The 21,501-nt window shown below is 57.2% G+C and carries 15 protein-coding genes and 1 riboswitch; of the genes, 3 read left to right on the forward strand and 12 right to left on the reverse strand.

The window, feature by feature from the left end; all coding sequences use genetic code 11:
- The first annotated feature begins 12 nt into the window (after positions 1 to 12).
- A complete protein-coding gene (locus FKCLFG_RS10780) occupies positions 13 to 897 on the forward strand; it encodes an HlyC/CorC family transporter (RefSeq protein ID WP_472613090.1) in 885 nt (294 codons plus the stop codon).
- A gap of 116 nt (positions 898 to 1,013) precedes the next feature.
- Here FKCLFG_RS10780 and FKCLFG_RS10785 read toward each other — a convergent pair whose 3' ends face one another.
- The 4 genes from FKCLFG_RS10785 to FKCLFG_RS10800 all read right to left on the reverse strand — a co-directional run bounded on the left by FKCLFG_RS10785 (position 1,014) and on the right by FKCLFG_RS10800 (position 9,868).
- Complete coding sequence (locus FKCLFG_RS10785) at positions 1,014 to 3,302, reverse strand: UvrD-helicase domain-containing protein (protein WP_472613091.1); 2,289 nt, start codon at positions 3,300 to 3,302, stop codon at positions 1,014 to 1,016.
- Between the two features lie 220 nt (positions 3,303 to 3,522).
- Complete coding sequence (locus FKCLFG_RS10790; protein WP_472613092.1) at positions 3,523 to 7,599, reverse strand: DEAD/DEAH box helicase; 4,077 nt, start codon at positions 7,597 to 7,599, stop codon at positions 3,523 to 3,525.
- A gap of 291 nt (positions 7,600 to 7,890) precedes the next feature.
- Positions 7,891 to 8,754: an S-formylglutathione hydrolase gene (gene fghA, locus FKCLFG_RS10795; RefSeq protein ID WP_472613093.1), complete on the reverse strand. Its 864-nt coding sequence runs from the start codon at positions 8,752 to 8,754 to the stop codon at positions 7,891 to 7,893.
- A gap of 7 nt (positions 8,755 to 8,761) precedes the next feature.
- Positions 8,762 to 9,868: an S-(hydroxymethyl)glutathione dehydrogenase/class III alcohol dehydrogenase gene (locus FKCLFG_RS10800; protein WP_472613094.1), complete on the reverse strand. Its 1,107-nt coding sequence runs from the start codon at positions 9,866 to 9,868 to the stop codon at positions 8,762 to 8,764.
- 266 nt (positions 9,869 to 10,134) lie between these two features.
- Here FKCLFG_RS10800 and FKCLFG_RS10805 point away from each other — a divergent pair, with 266 nt between their 5' ends.
- Positions 10,135 to 11,520, forward strand: a complete 1,386-nt coding sequence (locus FKCLFG_RS10805; RefSeq protein ID WP_472613095.1) for a GntP family permease — start codon at positions 10,135 to 10,137, stop codon at positions 11,518 to 11,520.
- Positions 11,521 to 11,569: 49 nt separating this feature from the next.
- Here FKCLFG_RS10805 and thiE read toward each other — a convergent pair whose 3' ends face one another.
- The 7 genes from thiE to FKCLFG_RS10840 form a co-directional block, all read right to left on the reverse strand.
- Positions 11,570 to 12,190, reverse strand: a complete 621-nt coding sequence (gene thiE, locus FKCLFG_RS10810; protein ID WP_472613096.1) for a thiamine phosphate synthase — start codon at positions 12,188 to 12,190, stop codon at positions 11,570 to 11,572.
- Between the two features lie 146 nt (positions 12,191 to 12,336).
- Positions 12,337 to 13,152 (reverse strand): thiazole synthase, encoded by an 816-nt coding sequence (locus FKCLFG_RS10815; RefSeq protein WP_472615841.1) that lies wholly within the window; start codon positions 13,150 to 13,152, stop codon positions 12,337 to 12,339.
- A gap of 61 nt (positions 13,153 to 13,213) precedes the next feature.
- Entirely contained in the window at positions 13,214 to 13,417 is a 204-nt protein-coding gene (thiS, locus tag FKCLFG_RS10820; protein ID WP_472613097.1) for a sulfur carrier protein ThiS, read from the reverse strand.
- A 19-nt stretch (positions 13,418 to 13,436) separates the two neighbouring features.
- Positions 13,437 to 15,350: a phosphomethylpyrimidine synthase ThiC gene (thiC, locus tag FKCLFG_RS10825; protein WP_472613098.1), complete on the reverse strand. Its 1,914-nt coding sequence runs from the start codon at positions 15,348 to 15,350 to the stop codon at positions 13,437 to 13,439.
- Positions 15,351 to 15,418: 68 nt separating this feature from the next.
- A riboswitch (TPP riboswitch) is annotated at positions 15,419 to 15,529 on the reverse strand.
- Positions 15,530 to 15,587: 58 nt separating this feature from the next.
- On the reverse strand, positions 15,588 to 16,574 hold the full coding sequence (locus FKCLFG_RS10830) for a sensor domain-containing diguanylate cyclase (RefSeq protein WP_472613099.1): 987 nt from the start codon (positions 16,572 to 16,574) through the stop codon (positions 15,588 to 15,590).
- Positions 16,574 to 17,185, reverse strand: coding sequence for a chemotaxis protein CheC (locus FKCLFG_RS10835; RefSeq protein ID WP_472613100.1), 612 nt, complete (start codon positions 17,183 to 17,185; stop codon positions 16,574 to 16,576). The genes FKCLFG_RS10830 and FKCLFG_RS10835 overlap by 1 nt, the downstream gene beginning before the upstream one ends.
- Positions 17,182 to 17,565, reverse strand: a complete 384-nt coding sequence (locus FKCLFG_RS10840) for a response regulator transcription factor (RefSeq protein ID WP_472613101.1) — start codon at positions 17,563 to 17,565, stop codon at positions 17,182 to 17,184. The genes FKCLFG_RS10835 and FKCLFG_RS10840 overlap by 4 nt, the downstream gene beginning before the upstream one ends.
- Positions 17,566 to 17,725: 160 nt before the next feature.
- Between FKCLFG_RS10840 and FKCLFG_RS10845 the strand changes: the two genes are divergently transcribed.
- On the forward strand, positions 17,726 to 20,551 hold the full coding sequence (locus tag FKCLFG_RS10845; RefSeq protein ID WP_472613102.1) for a valine--tRNA ligase: 2,826 nt from the start codon (positions 17,726 to 17,728) through the stop codon (positions 20,549 to 20,551).
- 41 nt (positions 20,552 to 20,592) lie between these two features.
- Here the strand turns inward: FKCLFG_RS10845 and FKCLFG_RS10850 are convergent, their stop codons facing one another.
- Complete coding sequence (locus FKCLFG_RS10850) at positions 20,593 to 21,423, reverse strand: 2-keto-4-pentenoate hydratase (protein ID WP_472613103.1); 831 nt, start codon at positions 21,421 to 21,423, stop codon at positions 20,593 to 20,595.
- Positions 21,424 to 21,501: the final 78 nt, after the last annotated feature.

The raw sequence follows: 21,501 nt of genomic DNA on the forward strand, positions 1-21,501 counted from the left end.
TAATCGCCCCTTATGCAAGATCAACTTACCGGCGTCAGAGTCCCTGACGCCAAGCCTCACCGGTCATTGTTTGAACGCCTGACCGCCCTGATTTCCCCCGAACCCGAAAGTCGCGCCGAACTGCTGGAAGTCCTGCACGACGCGCATGAACGCAACCTGATCGACGCCGATGCACTCTCGATGATCGAAGGCGTGTTCCAGGTCTCGGATCTCTCGGTACGCGACATCATGATTCCGCGCTCGCAAATGGACGTGATCGACATCACCAGGCCGATCGAGGAATGGATGCCATACGTGTTATCGACCGCGCACTCCCGTTTCCCCGCCATCGAAGGCGAGCGCGACAAAGTTGTCGGCATTCTGCTGGCCAAGGATTTGCTGCGCTATTACGCGGAAGAATCATTCGACGTGCGCGACATGTTGCGTCCGGCAATCTTCATTCCCGGATCAAAGCGCCTGAATGTATTGCTGCGCGACTTCCGCGCCAACCATAACCACATGGCAATCGTAGTTGATGAATACAGCGGCGTGGCCGGCCTGATCACGATTGAAGACGTGCTGGAACAGATCGTCGGCGACATCGAGGACGAATACGATTTCGATGAGGAAGAAGACAATATTCTTTCCATCAAGCATGGCGCTGACGGCCCGCGCTGGCGCGTCAAGGCGCTGACCGAAATCGAACAATTCAATGAAGCGCTGGAAAGCCAGTTGGCCAATGAAGACGTCGATACCATCGGCGGCCTGGTTGCCAACCACCTCAGCCGCGTGCCGCGCAAGGGCGATGTATTCAATATCGACAACTTGCGTTTCGAAGTGCTGCGCGCCGATGCGCGTCAGGTCCACGTCCTGCTGGTGGAAAAACTGCCGTCAGTTGATCTCGACGAATCAGATTGAGATAATCTGAATTTATAGGGGGTATATGGAAAAAACCATAGCCTCCCGCATATATCCAGAGCAATTATAAAAATACATTGTCATGTATAAAATACGTAGGATGGGTGAAACCCATCCTACGACGCCACTTTCTCCAGCTTGGCAATTCCCAAATCCAGCAACTTGATTCCCACTTGCCGGCCGAAATTGATTTGCGCTCGCGCATTGGTGCCGCCGCCTTCGATGTTGATGATCACGCCTTCGCCAAACTTGGCGTGCGCAACCGATTCGCCGATGCGCCAGCCGTGGTCAGGCTTGCTGATGCTTTGCGCAATCCGGTTGGCTCCGGTTTGCGGCGCATCGACCCAGGCCGCCTTCGGTTGGGCGAACCATTGCGGCTGCACTTTCACCTGCGGCGACAGCCATTTCAGCGCATCTTCCGGTAGTTCGTCGAAAAAACGCGATTTCACGTTGTAGCGGATTTGCCCGTGCAGCATGCGGGTCTGCGAAAAAGTCATATACAGGCGCTTGCGGGCGCGCGTGATGGCGACGTACATCAAACGCCGCTCTTCCTCGACGCCGCCTTCTTCCCTGGCGCTGTTCTCGTGCGGGAACAGCCCTTCTTCCAGACCGGTGATGAAGACCGCATCGAACTCCAGCCCTTTGGCCGAATGCACGGTCATCATTTGCAGCGCGTCTTGTCCGGCCAGCGCCTGATTCTCGCCCGCTTCCAGCGACGCGTGCGACAGGAAGGCCGACAGCGGCGACATCACGGTCGGCAGCGCCGCATCGGCGTCGAAAATTGCGATGCCGTCGGCGGTGGTAATTGCTGCACCCGCCACCGCTTCCACATTAGGGCCGAGGAAAGCCGGCGCATCGTGGCCGAAGCCCTCTTCGGCCACGAACAGGGCCGCGGCGCTGACCACCTGCTCCAGATTCTCTATCCGGTCCGCGCCTTCTTTTTCTTTCTGGTAGTGGGTCAGCAGACCGCTGGCGTCCAGTACGATTTTGACCATCTCCGGCAAAGGTAGGTTCTGCGTTTCGAAGCGTGCGCCTTCGATCAATTTGATGAAAGCGTTGAGTGACGACCCCGCTTTGCCAGATACATAAGGCACGGCCGAATATAGCGAAATATCGTATTGCTTGGCGGCATCTTGCAATTGCTCCAGCGAACGGATTCCGATGCCGCGGGTCGGGAAATTCACCACCCGCAGGAAGGCTGAATCGTTGTGCAAATTGTCCAGCAATTGCAAATAGGCAATCGCGTGCTTGACCTCGGCGCGCTCGAAGAAGCGCTGTCCGCCATACACCTTGTACGGAATGCCGGCCGAAAACAGCGCATGCTCGATCACCCGCGATTGCGCGTTGGAGCGGTACAGCACCGCGATTTCGCTGAGTAACCCGCCTTCATTGATCAGGCTTTTGGATTCTTCGATAATCCAGCGCGCCTCTTCCAGGTCTGAGGTGACTTCCTGAATCCGCACCAGTTCGCCATGCCCGGCATCGGTGCGCAGATTCTTGCCCAGGCGCTTGCTGTTATGGGCGATCAGCGCATTGGCGCTATCGAGGATGTGGCCGTGCGAGCGATAGTTTTGCTCCAGCTTGATCAGATTCTGGACGTTGAATTCGCGCTCGAACGCAGCCATGTTGCCGACATTGGCGCCGCGAAATGCGTAAATGCTCTGATCATCATCGCCTACCGCAAACACCACATTGTGCGGTCCGGCCATCAGCTTCAACCACTTGTATTGCAAGTCATTGGTATCCTGAAATTCGTCGACCAGAATGTGCTTGAAGCGGGCTTGATAATGTTCGCGCAGCGGTTGGTTGCGACTGAGCAATTCATAGCAGCACAGCAATAATTCGGCGAAATCAACCACGCCTTCGCGCTGGCACTGATTTTCATAAATCGCGTACAACTCAGCCATCTTGCGCTCATGCGGATCGTGCGTTTCCATCTTGTCGGCGCGCAAACCCTGATCCTTGGCGCCGTTGATGTAGTACATCAAGCTGCGCGGCGGATATTGCTCGTCATCGATATTGTTGGCTTTCAGCAAGCGCTTGATGACCGACAATTGATCGGAAGAATCGAGAATCTGGAACGTCTGCGGCAAGCCGGCGTCGTGGTAATGCGCGCGCAACAGCCGGTTGCACAGGCCGTGGAAAGTGCCGATCCACATGCCGCGCGTGTTGATCGGCAGCATCGTAGTCAGCCGCGCGGTCATTTCTTTCGATGCTTTATTGGTGAAAGTCACCGCCAGCAAGCCGCTGGGCGACACTTGCCCGCTCATGATCAGCCACGCGATGCGGGTGGTCAGCACACGCGTTTTGCCGGAACCGGCACCAGCCAGAATTAGTGCGGATTGGGCAGGTAGTGTGACGGCGGCGAGTTGTTCTGGATTGAGGTTTTGGAGAAGTTTTTGCATCCGCTGATTATAAGCCGGATGCGGCAGACGAAAGAATCAAAGCCATGATGTGATTTATAAAAATAGGGAGTATCACTATTTTTATGGCAATGTCAGTATATATTTATTGAATATATAAAATATACTCAAGCTCCGTAGGATGGGTGAAACCCATCACATATTAAATTTACAAGATGGGTTTCACCCATCCTACGGTGTTTCTACGCATCTATCCATTACATCAAATGCTTTCCTTCAACAAGCGCAGCAAAGCCGCCGTATCCATTCTTCCGGAAGCATCGCCGCCATCGAGCAGGCTGTCGGCCAGGTCCCGTTTCTCTGCGTGCAAGGCGAGAATTTTTTCTTCGATAGTGTCTTGCGCCACCAGTCGATAAATCGTGACGGGCCGTTGTTGCCCCATGCGATGGGCGCGGTCGGAGGCTTGGTCTTCCACTGCCGGGTTCCACCACGGATCGAGATGGATCACGTAATCGGCGGCGGTCAGATTCAAGCCGGTGCCGCCGGCTTTCAAGCTGATCAGGAATATATCGCCCTCTCCGGCCTGGAACGCATTCACGCGTTTGATGCGCTCTGCGGATGGCATGCTGCCGTCCAGATATTGGTAACTGATGCCTTTTTGTTCCAGCCATGCGCGCACGATAGCCAGATGGTCGACAAATTGGCTGAACACCAGCGCCTTATGGCGATTTTCGAGCAATTCTTCGGCGACATCGGCAAACATCGCCAGCTTGCTGCCGCGCACGCTGGAATTCTTGAGGACCAGTTTCGGGTTGCAGCAGAAACGGCGCAGCTTGGTGATTTCGGCCAGCACATGCATCGCCTGACCTTCGCCGGGTTTCAGTTGGGCGATTTTATCGAGCGCTTCCTGCCGCAGCGCTTCATACAAATGGCGTTCTTCGTCGCTCAGTTCGACTAACAATTTGACTTCCGTGCGCGATGGCAGTTCGCTCAAGACCTGGGTCTTGGTGCGGCGCAGGATGAAAGGCTGGATCAGCTTTTTCAAGTGCAAACGTGCCGGTTTGTCGCCGCGTTCAATCGGATTGCTAAAGCGCTGGGCGAAGCGTTCCTTGGAACCCAGCAAGCCGGGATTGATGAAGCGAAACAGATTCCATAATTCGCCCAGATGGTTTTCCACCGGCGTGCCGCTGGCAATCATCTTGAAATCGGCGCTGAGCGCCATTGCGGCTTGACTGCGTTTGGTGGCGGCGTTCTTGATCACCTGCGCTTCATCGAGCACCACGCTATGCCAGTGCTGGGCGCTGAAACTGTCGGTATCCGACTGCAACATGCCATAGCTGGCGATGACCAGATCGAACGGTCCCAAGTCCGCCAACGAGCGGTTGTTGTGATACGCCCGCACCTTCAGCGTCGGTGCAAAACGCGCCACCTCGGCTTGCCAATTCATGGCCACCGAAATCGGCGCCACCACCAACGCCGGGCCATTGGGCGCGCGCTCCAGCAATAGCGCCAACGCTTGCACGGTTTTGCCCAGCCCCATATCGTCGGCCAGACAAGCGCCGACGCCCCAGCGCGCCAGTCGCGACAGCCATTGGTAGCCGTCTAGCTGGTAATCGCGCAGCTCGGCTTGCAAGGTAGATGGCAAGACGGGAATATATTCGGCCAGCGAATCCAGCTTTTTGACGTGCTCGCGCCAGGCAGCATCGGCTTTCAGCTCGCCCACTTCAGCGGCCAGTTCGGCCAGTGCCGGCGTGGCTAGCGGATTAATACGAACGCCATCTTTGCCAACTAATTCGCCTAGCGCACGCAACTCTTCGAGCCGTTTGCGGAAGGCATCGGTCAGCGCCAGATAATCGTTGTCGCCCAATTTCAAGAAACGCCCGGACGCGCCATCCATTAGTTGCAGCAGTTCGCGCAAGGCCAGCACCCGACCATCGTCAAGCGTGATCTCGCCGCCCGCCACGAACCATTCGCCCTGCCTTTTGATCGTCAGCCGCATTTGCTTGAGGGAACGACTGCCTTTTAGGCGGAAGCGCTCGCCCTCCGGCCAGACCAGTTGCAGCGTGTCTTCCGGCAGGATTTTGAGTTCGCCCAAGAGTTCCAGACAGAGTTCGGGATGCAGCAGCACCCACTCATCCCCGCCCTCTTCGGCTTCGGCCAGCGTCGGGCAAGCATCCTTCACTTGCTGCAGGCATTTCTTTTCCTGCTTCAGATTACGGCTGGCCTGCACCGCGCTGCCGCCCTGCTCGCCCAGCACATTGGCCGCGCCTTTGCCGGGTGCAAACCAGCCGCCATGTGCCAACGGGCGCACCAGAAATTGCAGCCGCAAGCCTTCCTTCAACGGCAGCAAGTGGGCGAACAAGGTGGCATCGGCATCGATGGTGGCGATATGCGCGGCCAGCTCCGGCAAATCGGAATGAATCGCCAGATGCGGCGCGATGGCGGCGATCACATCCACCAGTTGCGCCTTGGCGGTGGCCGGCACCGTCAAGCCACGGCCCAGGATGCCGGCAATCTGCAGGATTTCCGGATTCGACGTAAACACCGCCAGCCGGGTTGGCGTCTCCTTGCGCCAGATGGTGGGAGTATCGGCGCTGATGAGAGGATTCAGTTGCAGGCTGATCTGGTCGCCCTGCTCCTTGAGTTGCAGCGCAACTTCGCCTTTGACGATATCGATCCCCACCTCGGGCGCATCGAACCAGAACACCGCCGGATGGCCGATCAGGAAAGGCAGCGCTTTTTCGCCATCCAATTCGTACCCGCCGCCGCCGTAACTGTCATACGTTTTGTCCACGCAGGCAGCGATGCGCTTGTCCTGATCGCTGATGCCGGGCAAAGCATCTTGCTCCTGCGTCAAACGTCGCAACGCTACTGCGCGGCCCTTGCTCCAGACGCCTTTGGCGCTGCGTTTTTGCTCGCGCGGCTCCAGCTTGATGTGATTCGGATGCGATTCAAGCAGCCAGGCGATGCGCACATCGCTGCCGCTGGCGGCCGCCGCAACAGCGTCGGGTTTGAGCTTCGCCAGCGCCGTCAATGCGCGTTGCCAGGTTTCTTCGCGCTGCAATGCAGCGACCAGCGGTTGGAATTGATGTTCCGCGTGCCAGTTCGGCAGCTTTTGGATTTCGGCATATTGCCGCTGCAGCAGCGCATCGAGTTCGGCAGCAATCCACACGTAGCCTGACTGCAGACACGCAGCGCGCATCTGCAGCAGTTTGTCGTGCAGCGGCGGATTGTGCGGCGCATCCTGCCAGTACAGCGCGAGTCCTTCAAACAGGACATCGACCGTTTTTTGCGGGCGCACCGACGGTGACACGCTGTGCAACGGCACGCCTTGCGCCAAGTGATTGACCAAAGGTTGCAGCAAATAGTAAGCGAACGCATCGTACTGTTTGGCCCCGTCATCAACCTGTTCCTTGGCGCGTTTCAGGCTGACAGCATCTTTTTTGGCCAGCATTGCCACGGTGTACAACAAGCCGATCAACCCGGGCAAAAATAGCTTGCGCTTGCCCGCTTGCACTTTCAGCGCCTTGATAAAGACTTCGGAAATCTCGCTGGCGAGCGCAAAATTTCCTCTGAAAATTGCCAGCGCGATCAGCGATTCAGGCTGGAAATGGGTCCGCATCTTTTGCTGAAACAACTGCAATTGCCCGATATCGCCCCGCAATAGCGCTTGCCAGCACAACAATTCCAACAAAGGCGGCCAGTCTTTGGAAAATGCGTCGAAACGCATGCAGGCATAATCATAGGCGACGCGGCAATCATCCAGAGTCCAGTTGGCGCGAGAAAACATATCGGCAAGCAGCATCGCCTGCGCCTGATTATCCAGCGTGGCGAATAAGGTGATGCCGTCGTCGCTGCCAAAAAACGTACTGCCGGGCAGCGCTTGCGCGGGTGTTGCCGCATGGAAGAATTTGTCGCGCCAGCGTATCAACTCATCCCTGTTTCCTGCCACCGCCGAGAACACAATCTCGCGCCGGCAAAATGCGGCATCGAGCATTTTCCATTGGGTATATTGCTGATGCTGCTTCAGCAAATTTTGCACGCTATCGATCCAATTCTGGAGCCGGCCACTTTGCTGGAGTTTCAGCAAGAGCGGCATGCGCACATCGTCGCGCGCCACATAGCCCTGCCCGATTTCCTGGCGTACCAGCGCAGCCTTGCTCAGGCTGGCGAGGCAATCCTTGATCTGCTGGATATCGTATGCGCCGCCTGCTGCTGTCTTCTGGTGAAGCAGGTGCAACAGTTCCATCAGCCGGGTCTGGCCGAGCGGCGCGTCGAACAGCGCCAGCGCGTACAGCAAAGGTAACTCGTCGGCAGAAAGTGCGGTGAGATCGGTCATCGGATGAATAGAATTGAAAATTTGATGTTACGCATGCTCATCATGGAGGAAAACAGTGTCCACGAAAAACACGAAGGGTACGAAAAAAGTGGCAATCGATAGCGCCGGCGCTGAAGCTGCGATTCGGCGCGGGCCAAGTATTGATATGAGTATATTTTATAACCGCATTAGATATATGCGGGAAATGCCACAAAATTTGTGATACTCCATAACTTCAAAAAAATAATTGCATTCTGGGGCCGGTTCGTGATTTTCGTGTTTTTCGTGGACAATGCCGTCTTGCAAAATGATTCAGACAGGCTCCTGGCCATTGAGCGTTGCGTGATGAAACGCCAGATGGTCTTCCATGAAGGTGCTGATGAAGTAGTAACTGTGGTCGTAGCCTGGTTGGCGGCGCAATGTCAGCGGTTGATGCGCCGCTGCGCAGGCGGCCTCAAACGCGTGCGGCAGCAACTGTTCGGTCAGGAACTGGTCGTTCAAGCCCTGATCGATCAGGATGCCTCGCGGGTAAGGCGTGGTGCGCGTTTTCATCAATGCGCTGGCGTCGTATTGCTGCCAGCCGGCAGCGTCCGGCCCCAGATAATTGCCGAACGCCTTTTGCCCCCACGGACATTGCGTCGGTGCCGCAACCGGCGCGAAGGCCGATACCGACTGGAACTTGCCCGGATGGCGCAGCGCCAGCACCAGCGCGCCGTGACCGCCCATCGAGTGACCGAAGATGCCGATTTGGTCGGGCTGGGCCGGAAAATTCTGCAAAATGATATCGCGCAACTCCTGCACGATATAGCTTTCCATCTTGAAATGCGCATTCCACGGCGCTTGCGTCGCATCCAGATAAAAACCGGCGCCGTTGCCGAAGTCCCAGCTGTCGGCGGCACCGGCAATACCGGTGTTGCGCGGGCTGGTGTCCGACGCCACCAGCATGATGCCGTGCTGCGCGGCAAAGCGCTGGGCTCCTGCCTTGATCATGAAAGTCTCTTCGGTACAGGTCAGACCTGCCAGAAAAAACAGCACCGGCACTGGCCCATCCTTGGCTTGCGGCGGCTGATACACGGAAAACCGCATCGGCAAGTCGATTGCGCTCGATGCGTGTCGATAAAACCCTTGTACGCCGCCGAAGCAGGCATGTTCGCCGATGCGCTCTAACGTTGGCATGGCGGCCTCAGTAGATGACGACCGAACGAATCGACTCGCCGCTCTTCATCAAGTCAAACCCTTCGTTGATGCGTTCCAGCGGCAGGCGGTGGGTAATCAAGTCGTCGATATTCAGTTTGCCTTCCATATACCAGTCGACGATTTTCGGCACATCGGTACGGCCGCGCGCGCCGCCGAAGGCAGAACCTTTCCAGACCCGGCCGGTGACCAGCTGGAATGGACGCGTGCTGATTTCTTCCCCTGCTGCCGCGACGCCGATGACAATCGACTGGCCCCATCCTTTGTGGCAGCATTCCAGCGCCTGGCGCATCGTATGGACGTTGCCGATGCACTCGAAACTGTAATCAGCGCCGCCATCGGTAATCTCGATGATGGTGTCGACCACGTTTTCGACTTCATTTGCATTGACGAAATGCGTCATGCCGAATTTGCGCGCCATTGCCTGCCGCGCCGGGTTGATGTCAACCCCGATGATCTTGTTGGCGCCCACCATGCGCGCCGCCTGAATCACGTTCAGGCCGATGCCGCCCAGACCGAACACCACCACGTTCGCGCCCGCCTCGACCTTGGCGGTAAACAACACCGCGCCGACGCCGGTGGTCACGCCGCAGCCGATGTAACAGACCTTGTCGAATGGCGCATCTTCGCGAATTTTGGCCAGCGCGATTTCAGGCACCACGATGTAATTTGAAAAGGTCGAGGTGCCCATGTAGTGGTAAATCGGCTTGCCGTCTATCGAGAAGCGGCTGGTCGCATCCGGCATCAGGCCGCGGCCTTGGGTCGAGCGGATTTTCTGGCACAGATTGGTCTTTTGCGACAGGCAGAATTTGCACTCGCGGCATTCCGGCGTATACAGCGGAATCACATGATCGTCTTTTTTCAGGCTTTTAACGCCGGGGCCGACTTCCAGCACGATGCCAGCACCTTCATGGCCCAGGATCGCCGGGAAAATTCCTTCTGGGTCCGCTCCGGACAACGTGTAGTAATCGGTATGGCAAATCCCGGTAGCCTTGATTTCGACCAGGACTTCGCCCTCGCGCGGGCCGCCCAGTTCGACTTCTTCAATCGTCAGCGGCTGTCCCGCTTTCCAAGCTACTGCGGCTTTGGTTTTCATTTTATTTTCCCGTTGAAGTTCAGATCAATCGGTGATTGTAGCCGTTTGGGCCGGTTCCAACAGGCGTCGAAGCGACGGCCCCGCATTGACGCTCACCGAGAAAAAAAGGATATGCTATGGCGCAGACGGACGCTGCCTTCCGGCAGGTGCCGGCACAACGACAACAATTTGCAACAACCGGCAGCGATTGCTTCCGACGATCAGGCAGGCACGATGCAAGGTTGTGCGCTTGCAGCTTTCTTTCATCTAAGAAAAACAGGAAATCAATGAGCTTTTTAATTGTGATTGCAGCACTTTTTTTGCTGATGTTCGCCGCTTACCGTGGCTATAGCGTAATTCTGTTTGCGCCGATTTGTGCGCTGCTGGCAGTGGCATTCACCGACCCGTCTTATGTCTTGCCGATGTTTAGCGGCATCTTCATGGAAAAAATGGTGGGGTTCGTGAAGCTGTACTTCCCGGTATTCATGCTCGGCGCCATATTCGGCAAGGTCATCGAGCTGTCCGGCTTTTCAAAGTCGATCGTGTCATCGATTATCCAGCTGGTGGGCCGGGAACGGGCCATGTTGGCTATCGTGCTGGTGTGCGCGGTGCTCACTTACGGCGGCGTGTCGCTGTTCGTGGTGGTGTTTGCCGTGTATCCGTTTGCCGCCGAAATGTTCAAACAAAGCAATATTCCGAAACGCCTGATCCCCGGCACCATCGCGCTCGGCGCGTTCACCTTCACGATGGATGCGCTGCCCGGAACGCCGCAAATTCAGAACATTATTCCCACCACTTTTTTCAATACCACCACCTGGGCTGCGCCTTGGCTGGGGGTGATCGGCTCGATATTCATTCTGATTTGCGGCATGGCCTATTTATCATGGCGCCGCAAGCAAGCGTTCGACGCCGGCGAGGGCTACGGTAGCGTCCATCTGAATGAGCCGGAGCCATTCGAAAAAGAGCAACTGCCCCATCCGCTGCTGGCTATTACGCCGCTGATCCTGGTGGGCGTACTGAACAAATATTTTACCGTTGCGATTCCCGCGTACTTTGGCGCCACCTTTACCATCGCCATCCCGGGACAGCCGCTTTCTGTCGAAGTATCAAAACTGGTTGCGATCTGGGCGGTGGAAGGCGCGCTGCTGGTCGGGGTTTTGACGGTGATGGCGTTCGCCTACAAGCAAGTGATGGCAAAGTTCGCCGAGGGCTCGAAAGCAGCGATTGGAGGCGCGTTGCTGGCGTCCATGAACACCGCTTCCGAATACGGATTTGGCGGCGTCATCGCCGCGCTGCCAGGGTTCGTGGTGGTGTCCGATGCGTTGAAAGGCATCCCCAATCCGCTGGTCAACGAAGCCATCGCCGTAACAGTGCTGGCCGGCATCACCGGTTCGGCGTCGGGCGGCATGAGCATTGCGCTGGCTACCATGTCGGATCTGTTTATTCAAGCCGCGAACGCTGCCAACATCCCGCTCGAAGTCTTGCACCGGGTCGCTTCGATGGCCAGCGGCGGCATGGACACCCTGCCCCATAACGGCGCGGTAATCACGCTGCTGGCGGTTACCGGCCTCACGCACAAGACCTCGTATCGCGATATTTTTATGGTGACCTTGATTAAATCCGCAGCTGTTTTCGTGGTGATAGGGGTGTATTACGTGTTTGGGATTTATTAGTTCGGAAGGGTGGGCTTTGCAGCCCAACCTTCCGCGCTGCTCGCATTGCTTAGTACTTAGAGGTCCCAAACAAATCCGCAAATTCCCGCGCCGCCGCTGCCGGATCGTCGGCCAGATAGATGCTGCTGATCGCAGCCACCATGTCGGCTCCGGCAGCTACCAGCGGCGCAGAATTTTCCTGCGTCATGCCGCCGATCACCACGCTGGGCAGCGGGATTTCCGCCTTCGACTGCGCCAGGATATCGATCGACGTAGTGAGCGGATACTGCTTCACTTTCGAAGCATAAAAACCGCCGTAAGCGACGTAACTGGCACCTGCCAGATGCGCCGCGTGCGCCAGCTCCAGACTGCCATAACAGGATGCGCCGACGATTTTATCCGGGCCAACCGCCGCGCGCACCGCTGCCACCGCCGCATCGGTGCCGCCGACATGGATGCCGTCGGTATCGAGTTCCAGACACAGCTCGACATAATCGTTGATGATGAAAGGCCGGGCGTAGCGGCGGCACAGCGCTTGCAACGCAGCGGCCTGAATCCGGCGCAGCTCGGGCCCGGCGGTTTTGTGGCGATATTGCAGCAGCGCCACGCCGCCTTGCAATGCTTGCTCTGACACCCGCAGCAAGCGTTCGGTGTCATCCCAATCGGGTGTGACGATATACAGTCCGTTCATGGCTTTTCTTTACTATCAAGGTGCGCGCCAGCTTGTTGCTGCGCCGCGCAGGTCATGTTGAATATACACAATACTGTATTTTTATGGGGCGCTTCATATATATGCGTGAAATGCCATGTTATATAGCATACCCCATACTATTTACATTACACAACGCGCCCCGCCATCGGCGATGATGGCGACGCTGCAAAACGTTTGGGAATCCGCCCGGCCAGATACGCATGGCGTCCGGCCTGCACGCCCAGCTTCATCGCCTGCGCCATGCGGATCGGGTCGCGCGCGCCGGCAATCGCGGTATTCATCAGCACGCCGTCGCAACCGAGTTCCATCGCAATCGCGGCGTCCGAGGCAGTGCCGACGCCGGCGTCGACGATCACCGGCACTTTCGATTGTTCGATGATCAGCGACAGGTTCCACGGGTTCAGGATGCCCATGCCGGAGCCGATCAGCGACGCCAGCGGCATGATGGCGACGCAGCCAATCTGCTCCAGCATCCTGGCCTGAATCGGATCGTCGCTGCAGTACACCATTACGTCGAAGCCGTCCGCAACCAATATTTCGGCCGCTTTCAGGGTTTCCGGCATGTTGGGGAACAGGGTTTTTTCATCGCCCAGCACTTCGAGCTTGACCAGCTTGTGGCCGTTCAGCAATTCGCGCGCCAGTTGCAGCGTGTACACCGCATCTTTCACGCTGTAACAGCCGGCGGTGTTGGGCAAAATCGTGAATTGCGAAGGCGGCACCACGTCCAGCAAGCTTGGCGCGTTCGGGTCCTGGCCGATATTGACGCGGCGGATTGCCACCGTGATGATGTCGGCGCCGCTGGCAATGGTCGCTTTCCGCGTTTGCGCCAAGTCGGTATATTTGCCGCTGCCGACCAGCAAGCGCGAGCGGTAGGTGATGCCCGCGATGGTCAAGCCATCGTCGATTGATTGCGTTTCTTCCGTTTCTTCCGTTTTTTCCATAACTTGCATTTCATTCTCCACAAATAATTCGGTGCGTGGGCAGCCCTGCCCACGCTACAGGTTACCCGCCGCCAATTGCCTTCACGATATCGACCCGGTCTTGCGGCTGCAACCACCGTTGCGGCCATTGCTGGCGCGGCACTATTTCGCGATTCACCGCTACAGCCACGCCCTTGCCGGCCAAATCCAGCGACGCTATCAGCGCTTCCAGACTGTGCGCGGCGGGCACCGGATGCGGCACGCCGTTGAGTTCGATTTCGATCATTGCAACCTCGCTCCAAATTTCATTGCTTGCGGTAAATTTCTGCGCCGTTTTTGATGAACTCGACCGACTTGACTTCCATTCCTTGCTTCAGAGCGGCGATTTCGCTGATGCCTTGATTGGCCGCGTATTCGCGTACTTCCTGGGTGATTTTCATCGAGCAGAAATGCGGCCCGCACATCGAGCAGAAGTGTGCCACTTTAGCCGAATCCTTGGGCAAAGTTTCATCGTGGAATTCGCGCGCCTTGTCGGGGTCGAGGCCGATGTTGAACTGGTCGTCCCAGCGGAATTCGAATCGTGCCTTGGACAAGGCATTGTCGCGGATTTGCGCGCCCGGGTGGCCCTTGGCCAAATCGGCGACATGGGCCGCGATCTTGTAGGTAATGATGCCGTCCTTGACGTCGGCTTTGTTGGGCAAGCCCAGATGTTCTTTCGGCGTCACGTAGCACAGCATCGCGGTGCCGTACCAGCCGATGGTCGCCGCGCCGATGCCGGACGTGATGTGGTCATAACCCGGTGCGATGTCGGTGGTCAACGGCCCCAGCGTGTAGAACGGCGCCTCAAAACACTGCTCCAGCTGCAGGTCCATGTTTTCCTTGATCAGGTGCAGCGGCACATGGCCGGGGCCTTCGATCATCACTTGCACGTCGTGCTTCCAGGCGATTTGCGTCAGTTCGCCCAAGGTTTTCAGCTCGCCCAGTTGCGCTTCGTCGTTGGCGTCGTAGATCGAACCGGGACGCAGGCCGTCGCCGAGCGAGAACGCCACGTCGTAGGCTTTCATGATCAGGCAGATGTCCTCAAAATGCGTGTACAGGAACGATTCCTCGTGATGCGCCAGGCACCACTTGGCCATGATCGAGCCGCCGCGCGAGACGATGCCGGTCAGGCGCGAGGCGGTCATCGGCACATAGCGCAGCAAGACGCCGGCGTGGATCGTGAAGTAATCGACGCCCTGCTCGGCCTGCTCGATCAGCGTGTCGCGGAAGATTTCCCAGGTCAGGTCTTCGGCACGGCCGTTGACCTTTTCCAGCGCCTGATAGATCGGCACGGTGCCGATCGGCACCGGGCTGTTGCGGATGATCCACTCGCGGGTTTCGTGGATGTGCTTGCCGGTAGACAAGTCCATCACGTTGTCGCCGCCCCAGCGGATCGCCCAGGTCATCTTTTCGACTTCTTCGCCGATGCTGGAGGTGACCGCCGAATTGCCGATGTTGGCGTTGATCTTGACCAGAAAATTGCGGCCGATGATCATCGGCTCGATTTCCGGATGGTTGATGTTGGCGGGGATGATCGCGCGACCGCGGGCGATTTCATCGCGCACGAATTCCGGCGTGATTTCGGCTGGAATTGACGCGCCGAACGACTGGCCCGGATGCTGGCGACCCATCAAATCGGCCAGCCGGTTGCCCATCGGGCCGGAGGCTTTCAGTTCTTCCAGGTATTCGCGCCGGCGCAGGTTTTCCCGGATGGCGACGAATTCCATTTCGGGCGTGATGATGCCTTGCCTGGCGTAATGCATCTGTGTGACATTTTTACCGGATTTGGCGCGGCGCGGCTTGCGCTGCAGGTTGAAGCGCAACTCGGCCAGCGCCGGGTCGTTCAGGCGTTCAACGCCATACGCCGAGCTGGGGCCGGATAATTCCTCAGTATCGGCGCGCTCGGCAATCCATGGGCCGCGTACCGATTCCAGGCCGGAGCGAATGTCGATATTGGCAGCCGGATCGGAATACGGCCCGGAAGTGTCATATACATAAATCGGCGGATTTTTTTCTGCACCGAATGAGGCTTCGGTATCGGATTGGCTGATCCTGCGCATCGGCACCCGGATATCGGGACGCGAACCGGCGATGTAGACTTTGCTGGAATTCGGCAGCGGCTGGATTGCGGCGGCATCTACCAACGCGGTAGCGGACAGGAATTTCGGATTGGCGTTCATTTTGGCTCCTTTGTATTGCTTAAAGAAGCCAGCAAAGGAGGTTGGAGCGGCAAAGGTGGAATCACCTTGTGAAATCTCTCAAGCTTCCCTTCGCTGGCATTATCCAGATCAGGTTCGGAGGGTGTTTCTCACCCGATTGCCGCAACTTCTTGCGACAATCAGGACCCCTAGCATTGCGCTGCCTTGGCGGCAGCGCGGTTTGAATTATAGCGTTTTCAGGATGATTGGGCTTTCGATTTACTCAACGGCCTGCTTGTTTTCCGTGCCAAGCGTGAAAGCAACAGCTTGGTTGCGGCCTGTTTGTTTAGCGCGGAACAGCGCTGCGTCGGCACTGTCGAGCAGTTGAGTCGGGTCGCAATCGGTGTCCGGCACGAAAGTGCAGAAACCGATGCTGACAGTGAGCAGATCGGACGTACTGGATTTGTTGAGGGGTATGGCCAGATTCAATATCGCACATCGGAGTTTTTCGGCAAAATCGGCAGCACTTGTCTGGGATAGGCTGGGCAATACCAGCACGAATTCCTCGCCGCCATAACGCGCCGCCACGTCGGTAGCACGCGACAACTGCGACTTCAAAGCCCTAGCTACCCGCCGCAGCGCCCGGTCGCCTTCGATATGCCCGTAGTAATCGTTATATTCCTTGAAGTGGTCGATATCCACCACGAACACCGACAGTGGCTGATTTTCCCTTTTGGCATGACCCAGCGCGATCTTGTAGTGCCCATCGAAAAAGCGCCGGTTATAAATTCCGGTCAGGCTATCTGTGATGGTTTCCAGCCGCAATGTCTCTGAATGCGAGCGCAACACTTTTTCACGCTTGATCGAAGTGCTGGAGTCGCTCACCTGAATCAGGCAACAACGCTCGCCCAAGCGGGAGAGAATCGGCGTGATCGTAATGGATTGATGCATCCGGACCCCGGATTGCTGCATCTCGGCGCTGTCGTATAGCGGCAACGGGCAGCGATGCAGCGCATTCGATAGCACTGCGGGCATGCCGTAGGTCAGCGTATTTTTGATCGCAGCCAGAAATGCCGGCGTCAATGGTTCTGCAAACACGCCGGCCAATTGCGCATTGAGGGCGTCGGCAAGATTAATATTGCTGCGCTTGATGATCCATTGGTTCCACAGCAGGATATTGCCGTTGGCATCGACAATGATCAAGCCGAGATTGACTGCATTGAAAAGTAGCTCGATATCAAAGCGGTTTGGCTCGGTTGCGTTCATCACAGGCCGTCGATAAAGCGTTGAATTTGCGTCACCAGGTTACCGAGCGAAGTCGAACTCAGCAGAAAAATAAGGTGACCCTCAGTATGCCGTTTCTCGATCGCCAGATCGATATGCAGCAACAGAATATAGGGTTGATCGCTGTTATCGGTAATCCTGTGCAAAATATCGTGCAGCGATTCGACCGTGTAGCTGGGCAGCGAGCTGTCCATGCTAATGCTGAGCATATCGGCCATCGCCGACAGGCAGGCATTCAAAATGATGTTGCCAAGCTCGCACATGGCTTCCTGCTCGAAGTCGGCCAACTCTTCCAGGCTCATTTGCGAGCCCATCATGTCGCGCACGATTTCGAGAGTGTTTTCTTCGGTAAACAACAGCACTGCATCGGCATCAAACGGGCCGCTGAAATGCTGGCTGACCGCGCTGAACTTGACATCGCCCTGCGCCAACAACCTGGCATCGGCTTCATCCGACTTGATGATTTCTATCGACGGCACCGACAGTTTGACTTCGTCACCGACAATCTCGCTCAGACTGGATGCGGCGCGACCGGCACCGACATTGAATATTTCGGTCAGTGCGTCCAGATGCAAATTGGAGAGTAGGGTCACTGGGCGCCTGCAAAATGACCCAAGGCCTGGGCGATGGACTTTTCCGTAACTGGCTTGGCAACAAAAATGATGCCCAGCAAACTGGCGCGGGCATGATTGGCTTCCTGGATATTGGCCGAGAACATTACCATCCGCAGCGCCGGATATTTGGCCAGAATCCGCTCTGCCGCCTCGTGGCCGGAAATCCCCGGCATGTTGATATCCATGGTGCAATAGTCAGGTACATCCTGATCTACCAGCGCAATCGCGTCCGTACCGCTAGCCGCCTCGGAAATAATCCAGGCCGGACGCTGTGCCAGCACGTGGGCCCGAATAATCATTCTTGATACCTTGCTATCGTCCACGATAAGCAGCTTTTTTACGGTTCCATCCAGTGTCATGGCAGTTCTTAGTTGATATTGGCGCGATTATTCTACATCAGTGCCTCATTGCAATATAGCCTAAAAGAAAGGTTCAGCGCATTTTCTATCCGACGCTCACTCAATCCGACAGGCTCCTAACCTTTATAATGCGCATTTACGCAAACTCACACGCCAAATCATGGAATTAGCCAAGTCTTTCGAGCCCGCCGACATTGAACAGTTCTGGCGCACAGAGTGGGAACAGCGCGGCTACTTTGCCGCGACAATGGATGCGGGCAAACCCTCATTCTCGATCCAGCTACCGCCGCCGAACGTGACGGGCACCCTGCACATGGGACACGCGTTCAACCAGACCATCATGGACGGCTTGACGCGCTACCACCGCATGCGCGGCTTCAATACCGCCTGGATTCCGGGCACCGATCACGCCGGCATCGCAACCCAGATCGTGGTGGAACGCCAACTCGATGCGCAGAAAATATCGCGTCACGACCTGGGCCGCGCCAAATTCCTGGAAAAAGTGTGGGAATGGAAAGAAAAATCCGGCTCCAGCATCACCGGCCAGATGCGCCGCCTGGGCGCGTCAGCCGACTGGAAGCGCGAATATTTCACGATGGACGAGCCGCGCTCCAAGACGGTAACCGATGTCTTCGTGCGTCTGTTCGAACAAGGCTTGATCTATCGCGGCAAGCGGCTGGTGAACTGGGATCCGGTGCTGGGCACTGCAGTGTCCGACCTGGAAGTGGTGTCGGAAGAAGAAGACGGCAGCATGTGGTACATCCGCTACCCGCTGGCCGACGGTTCCGGCCACTTGACGGTTGCCACCACGCGACCTGAAACCATGCTGGGCGACGTCGCGGTGGCGGTCGACCCGACTGATGAGCGTTACGCCCACCTGGTCGGCAAGATGCTGGTGTTGCCTCTGTGTGGCCGTGAAATCCCGATCATCAAGGATGAATACGTGGATAAGGAATTCGGCACCGGTTGCGTGAAGATCACGCCGGCGCACGACTTCAACGATTATCAAGTCGGCCAGCGCCACAATCTGGAAAAAATCAGCATCCTGACGCTGGACGCGAAAATTAACGAATACGGTCCAACTACTTACCAGGGCATGGACCGCTTCGTTGCACGCAAGCAAATCGTCGCCGACCTCGACGCCCAAGGCTTGCTGGAATCCGTCAAGCCGCACAAGTTGATGGTGCCACGCGGCGACCGTACCGGCGTGGTGATCGAGCCGATGCTGACCGACCAGTGGTTCGTCGCGATGAGCAAGGCCGCGCCGGAAGGCACCCATTTCCCCGGCAAATCGATTGCCGAAGTGGCGCTGGAAAAAGTCGCCAGCGGTGAAATCAAGATGGTGCCGGAAAACTGGACCACCACTTACAACCAGTGGCTCAACAACATCCAGGACTGGTGCATCTCGCGCCAACTGTGGTGGGGCCACCAGATTCCGGCCTGGTATGACGAAGACGGCAAGATTTATGTCGCCAAAACCGAAGCCGAAGCGCAAGCCCAGGCCGGCGACAAAAAAATCACCCGCGACGAAGACGTGCTCGATACCTGGTTCTCTTCCGCGCTGGTGCCGTTTTCCACGCTAGGCTGGCCGGAAGAAACGCCAGACTACAAAATGTTCATGCCGTCATCGGTGCTGGTGACCGGCTTCGACATCATCTTCTTCTGGGTTGCGCGGATGGTGATGATGACCACCCATTTCACTGGAAAAGTGCCGTTCAATACCGTGTACGTGCATGGGCTGGTGCGCGACTCCAGCGGCCAGAAGATGTCGAAATCGAAGGGCAATACGCTCGACCCGATCGACCTGATCGACGGCATCGATGTCGAGTCGCTAGTTGCCAAGCGCACCACCGGCCTGATGAATCCGAAGCAAGCCGACAGCATCGCGAAAGCCACCCGCAAAGAATTTGCCGGCGGCATCCCGGCCTACGGCACCGATGCGCTGCGCTTCACGATGGCGAGTTACGCGTCGCTCGGGCGGAATATCAACTTCGACCTCGGTCGCTGCGATGGCTACCGCAATTTCTGCAACAAACTGTGGAACGCCACCCGCTTCGTGCTGATGAATACCCAAGGGCAAGATTGCGGGCTTGAGAGCCAAGTCGACGGCGTCTGCAAGGACGATTATCTCGACTTCTCGCAAGCCGACCGCTGGATCGTGTCGCAACTGCAGCGCACCGAGGCCGACATCGAAAAAGGTTTCGCCGATTACCGCTTCGACAATATCGCCTCCAGCATCTACAAGTTCGTCTGGGACGAATATTGCGACTGGTATCTGGAAGTGGCCAAGGTACAGGTTCAGCACGGCACAGAAGCGCAGCAGCGCGCCACCCGCCGCACTTTGCTGCGGGTGCTGGAAACGGTACTCCGCATGGCGCATCCGATCATCCCGTTCATCACCGAGGCGTTGTGGCAAACGGTAGCGCCGCTGGCCGGCAAAGTGCTGAATCCGGCCGGCGACAGCATCATGCTGCAAGCCTATCCGCTGCCACAACCGCAAAAAATCGATGAACAGGCCGAAGGCTGGATGACGCAACTTAAGGCAATGACCGACGCCTGCCGCAACCTGCGCGGCGAGATGCAATTGTCGCCGGCACTGCGCGTGCCGCTGATCATGGAAGCTGCCGATGCAGAAGGCAAGGCGCAGCTGCAATCGTTCGCACCGTATTTGCAGGCGCTGGGCAAACTGTCCGAAGTGCTGGTGGTGGATGCGCTGCCGGAATCGCCGGCACCGGTATCCATCGTCGGTACGGTCAAGCTGATGCTGAAGGTGGAAATCGACGTTGCCGCCGAGCGCGAGCGTCTGAACAAGGAAATAGCGCGGCTGGAAGGCGAAATCGGCAAGATCAACACCAAACTGGCCAATGAAAGCTTCGTCGCTCGCGCTCCGGTAGCCATAGTTGCGCAGGAGAAAGAACGCTTGTCCAATTTTTCCTCGACCCTGGAAAAACTGCGCGAACAGTGTGCCAAACTGCCGATTGAATAATCCGGGAGAGCCGAGCAAACGCTCGGCGCTTCAGTACGCAATCAGACGAAAGTGATACCCATCCCCGCCAGGTCCACGGCTGAAAACGCGGTGGACCAGGTCTGCCCGGCCTCGATCGGGATAGCTGCGGCCCAAGCGCCGGTGGCGACGATTTCCCCGGCCCGCAATGGCGCGCTCTGTGGCTGCATCTGCAATTGCTGGTGCAGATGCAACAGCGCATGCACCGGACTACCCATCACATCCGAACTATAACCGGCGGCGCGCAACCAACCGCCGCAGGATAGCGAGACGCTGGCATGAGACAGCATCAGGGCCAGATTGCGGCGTGATGCCGACGACAACAGACGCGTTTCGCCGATCAGCAGCGCGCCGTGCAGGCCGAAAGCGGCAATCGCATCGACTGCGGTAAATTTCCAGTCCGGGTATGGACAGATGACAATTTCCAGGCCGTGCGCCATCCATTCGATGCAATCAACCAGCGCATCCAGGTCGGCATCTGCTTCCGGGGTACGGCCCAGACGAAATACCACCGACGCTTCCAGACGCGGCTGCAAAGCGCCGGCCAGGCTCTGGACGCCATGATTCTTTTTCGAGGTGCGCACGGTGGCATCGAACAGCGGAGCCCAGATCAGCGTGCCGCTGGTGACGCTCGGGCTGTGTGCGGGGCCGAGCTTGCGGTCGATGAAGCCAATCCTGCGCCCGATGATAGTTTCGCCCTGAGCAATGCGGGCGCTACTGATGCTGTACGCAATATCGTAGGCATCTTGCAGCGACAGACTGGCGTCGGACGACAACGGAGCAATCAGCCGCGACATGGCGCGCGCATCCAATAATTGATGGGCGTAACGGTTGGCGAGGGAAGACATCAACATGGCATTGATTTTTAAGTCAAACACTGCTAGGACTTATATTCTCAGCGTCATTGCGAGTTTATGCAAGAGCGGCGATAC

The organism is Gelidimonas denitrificans, from assembly GCF_055694065.1.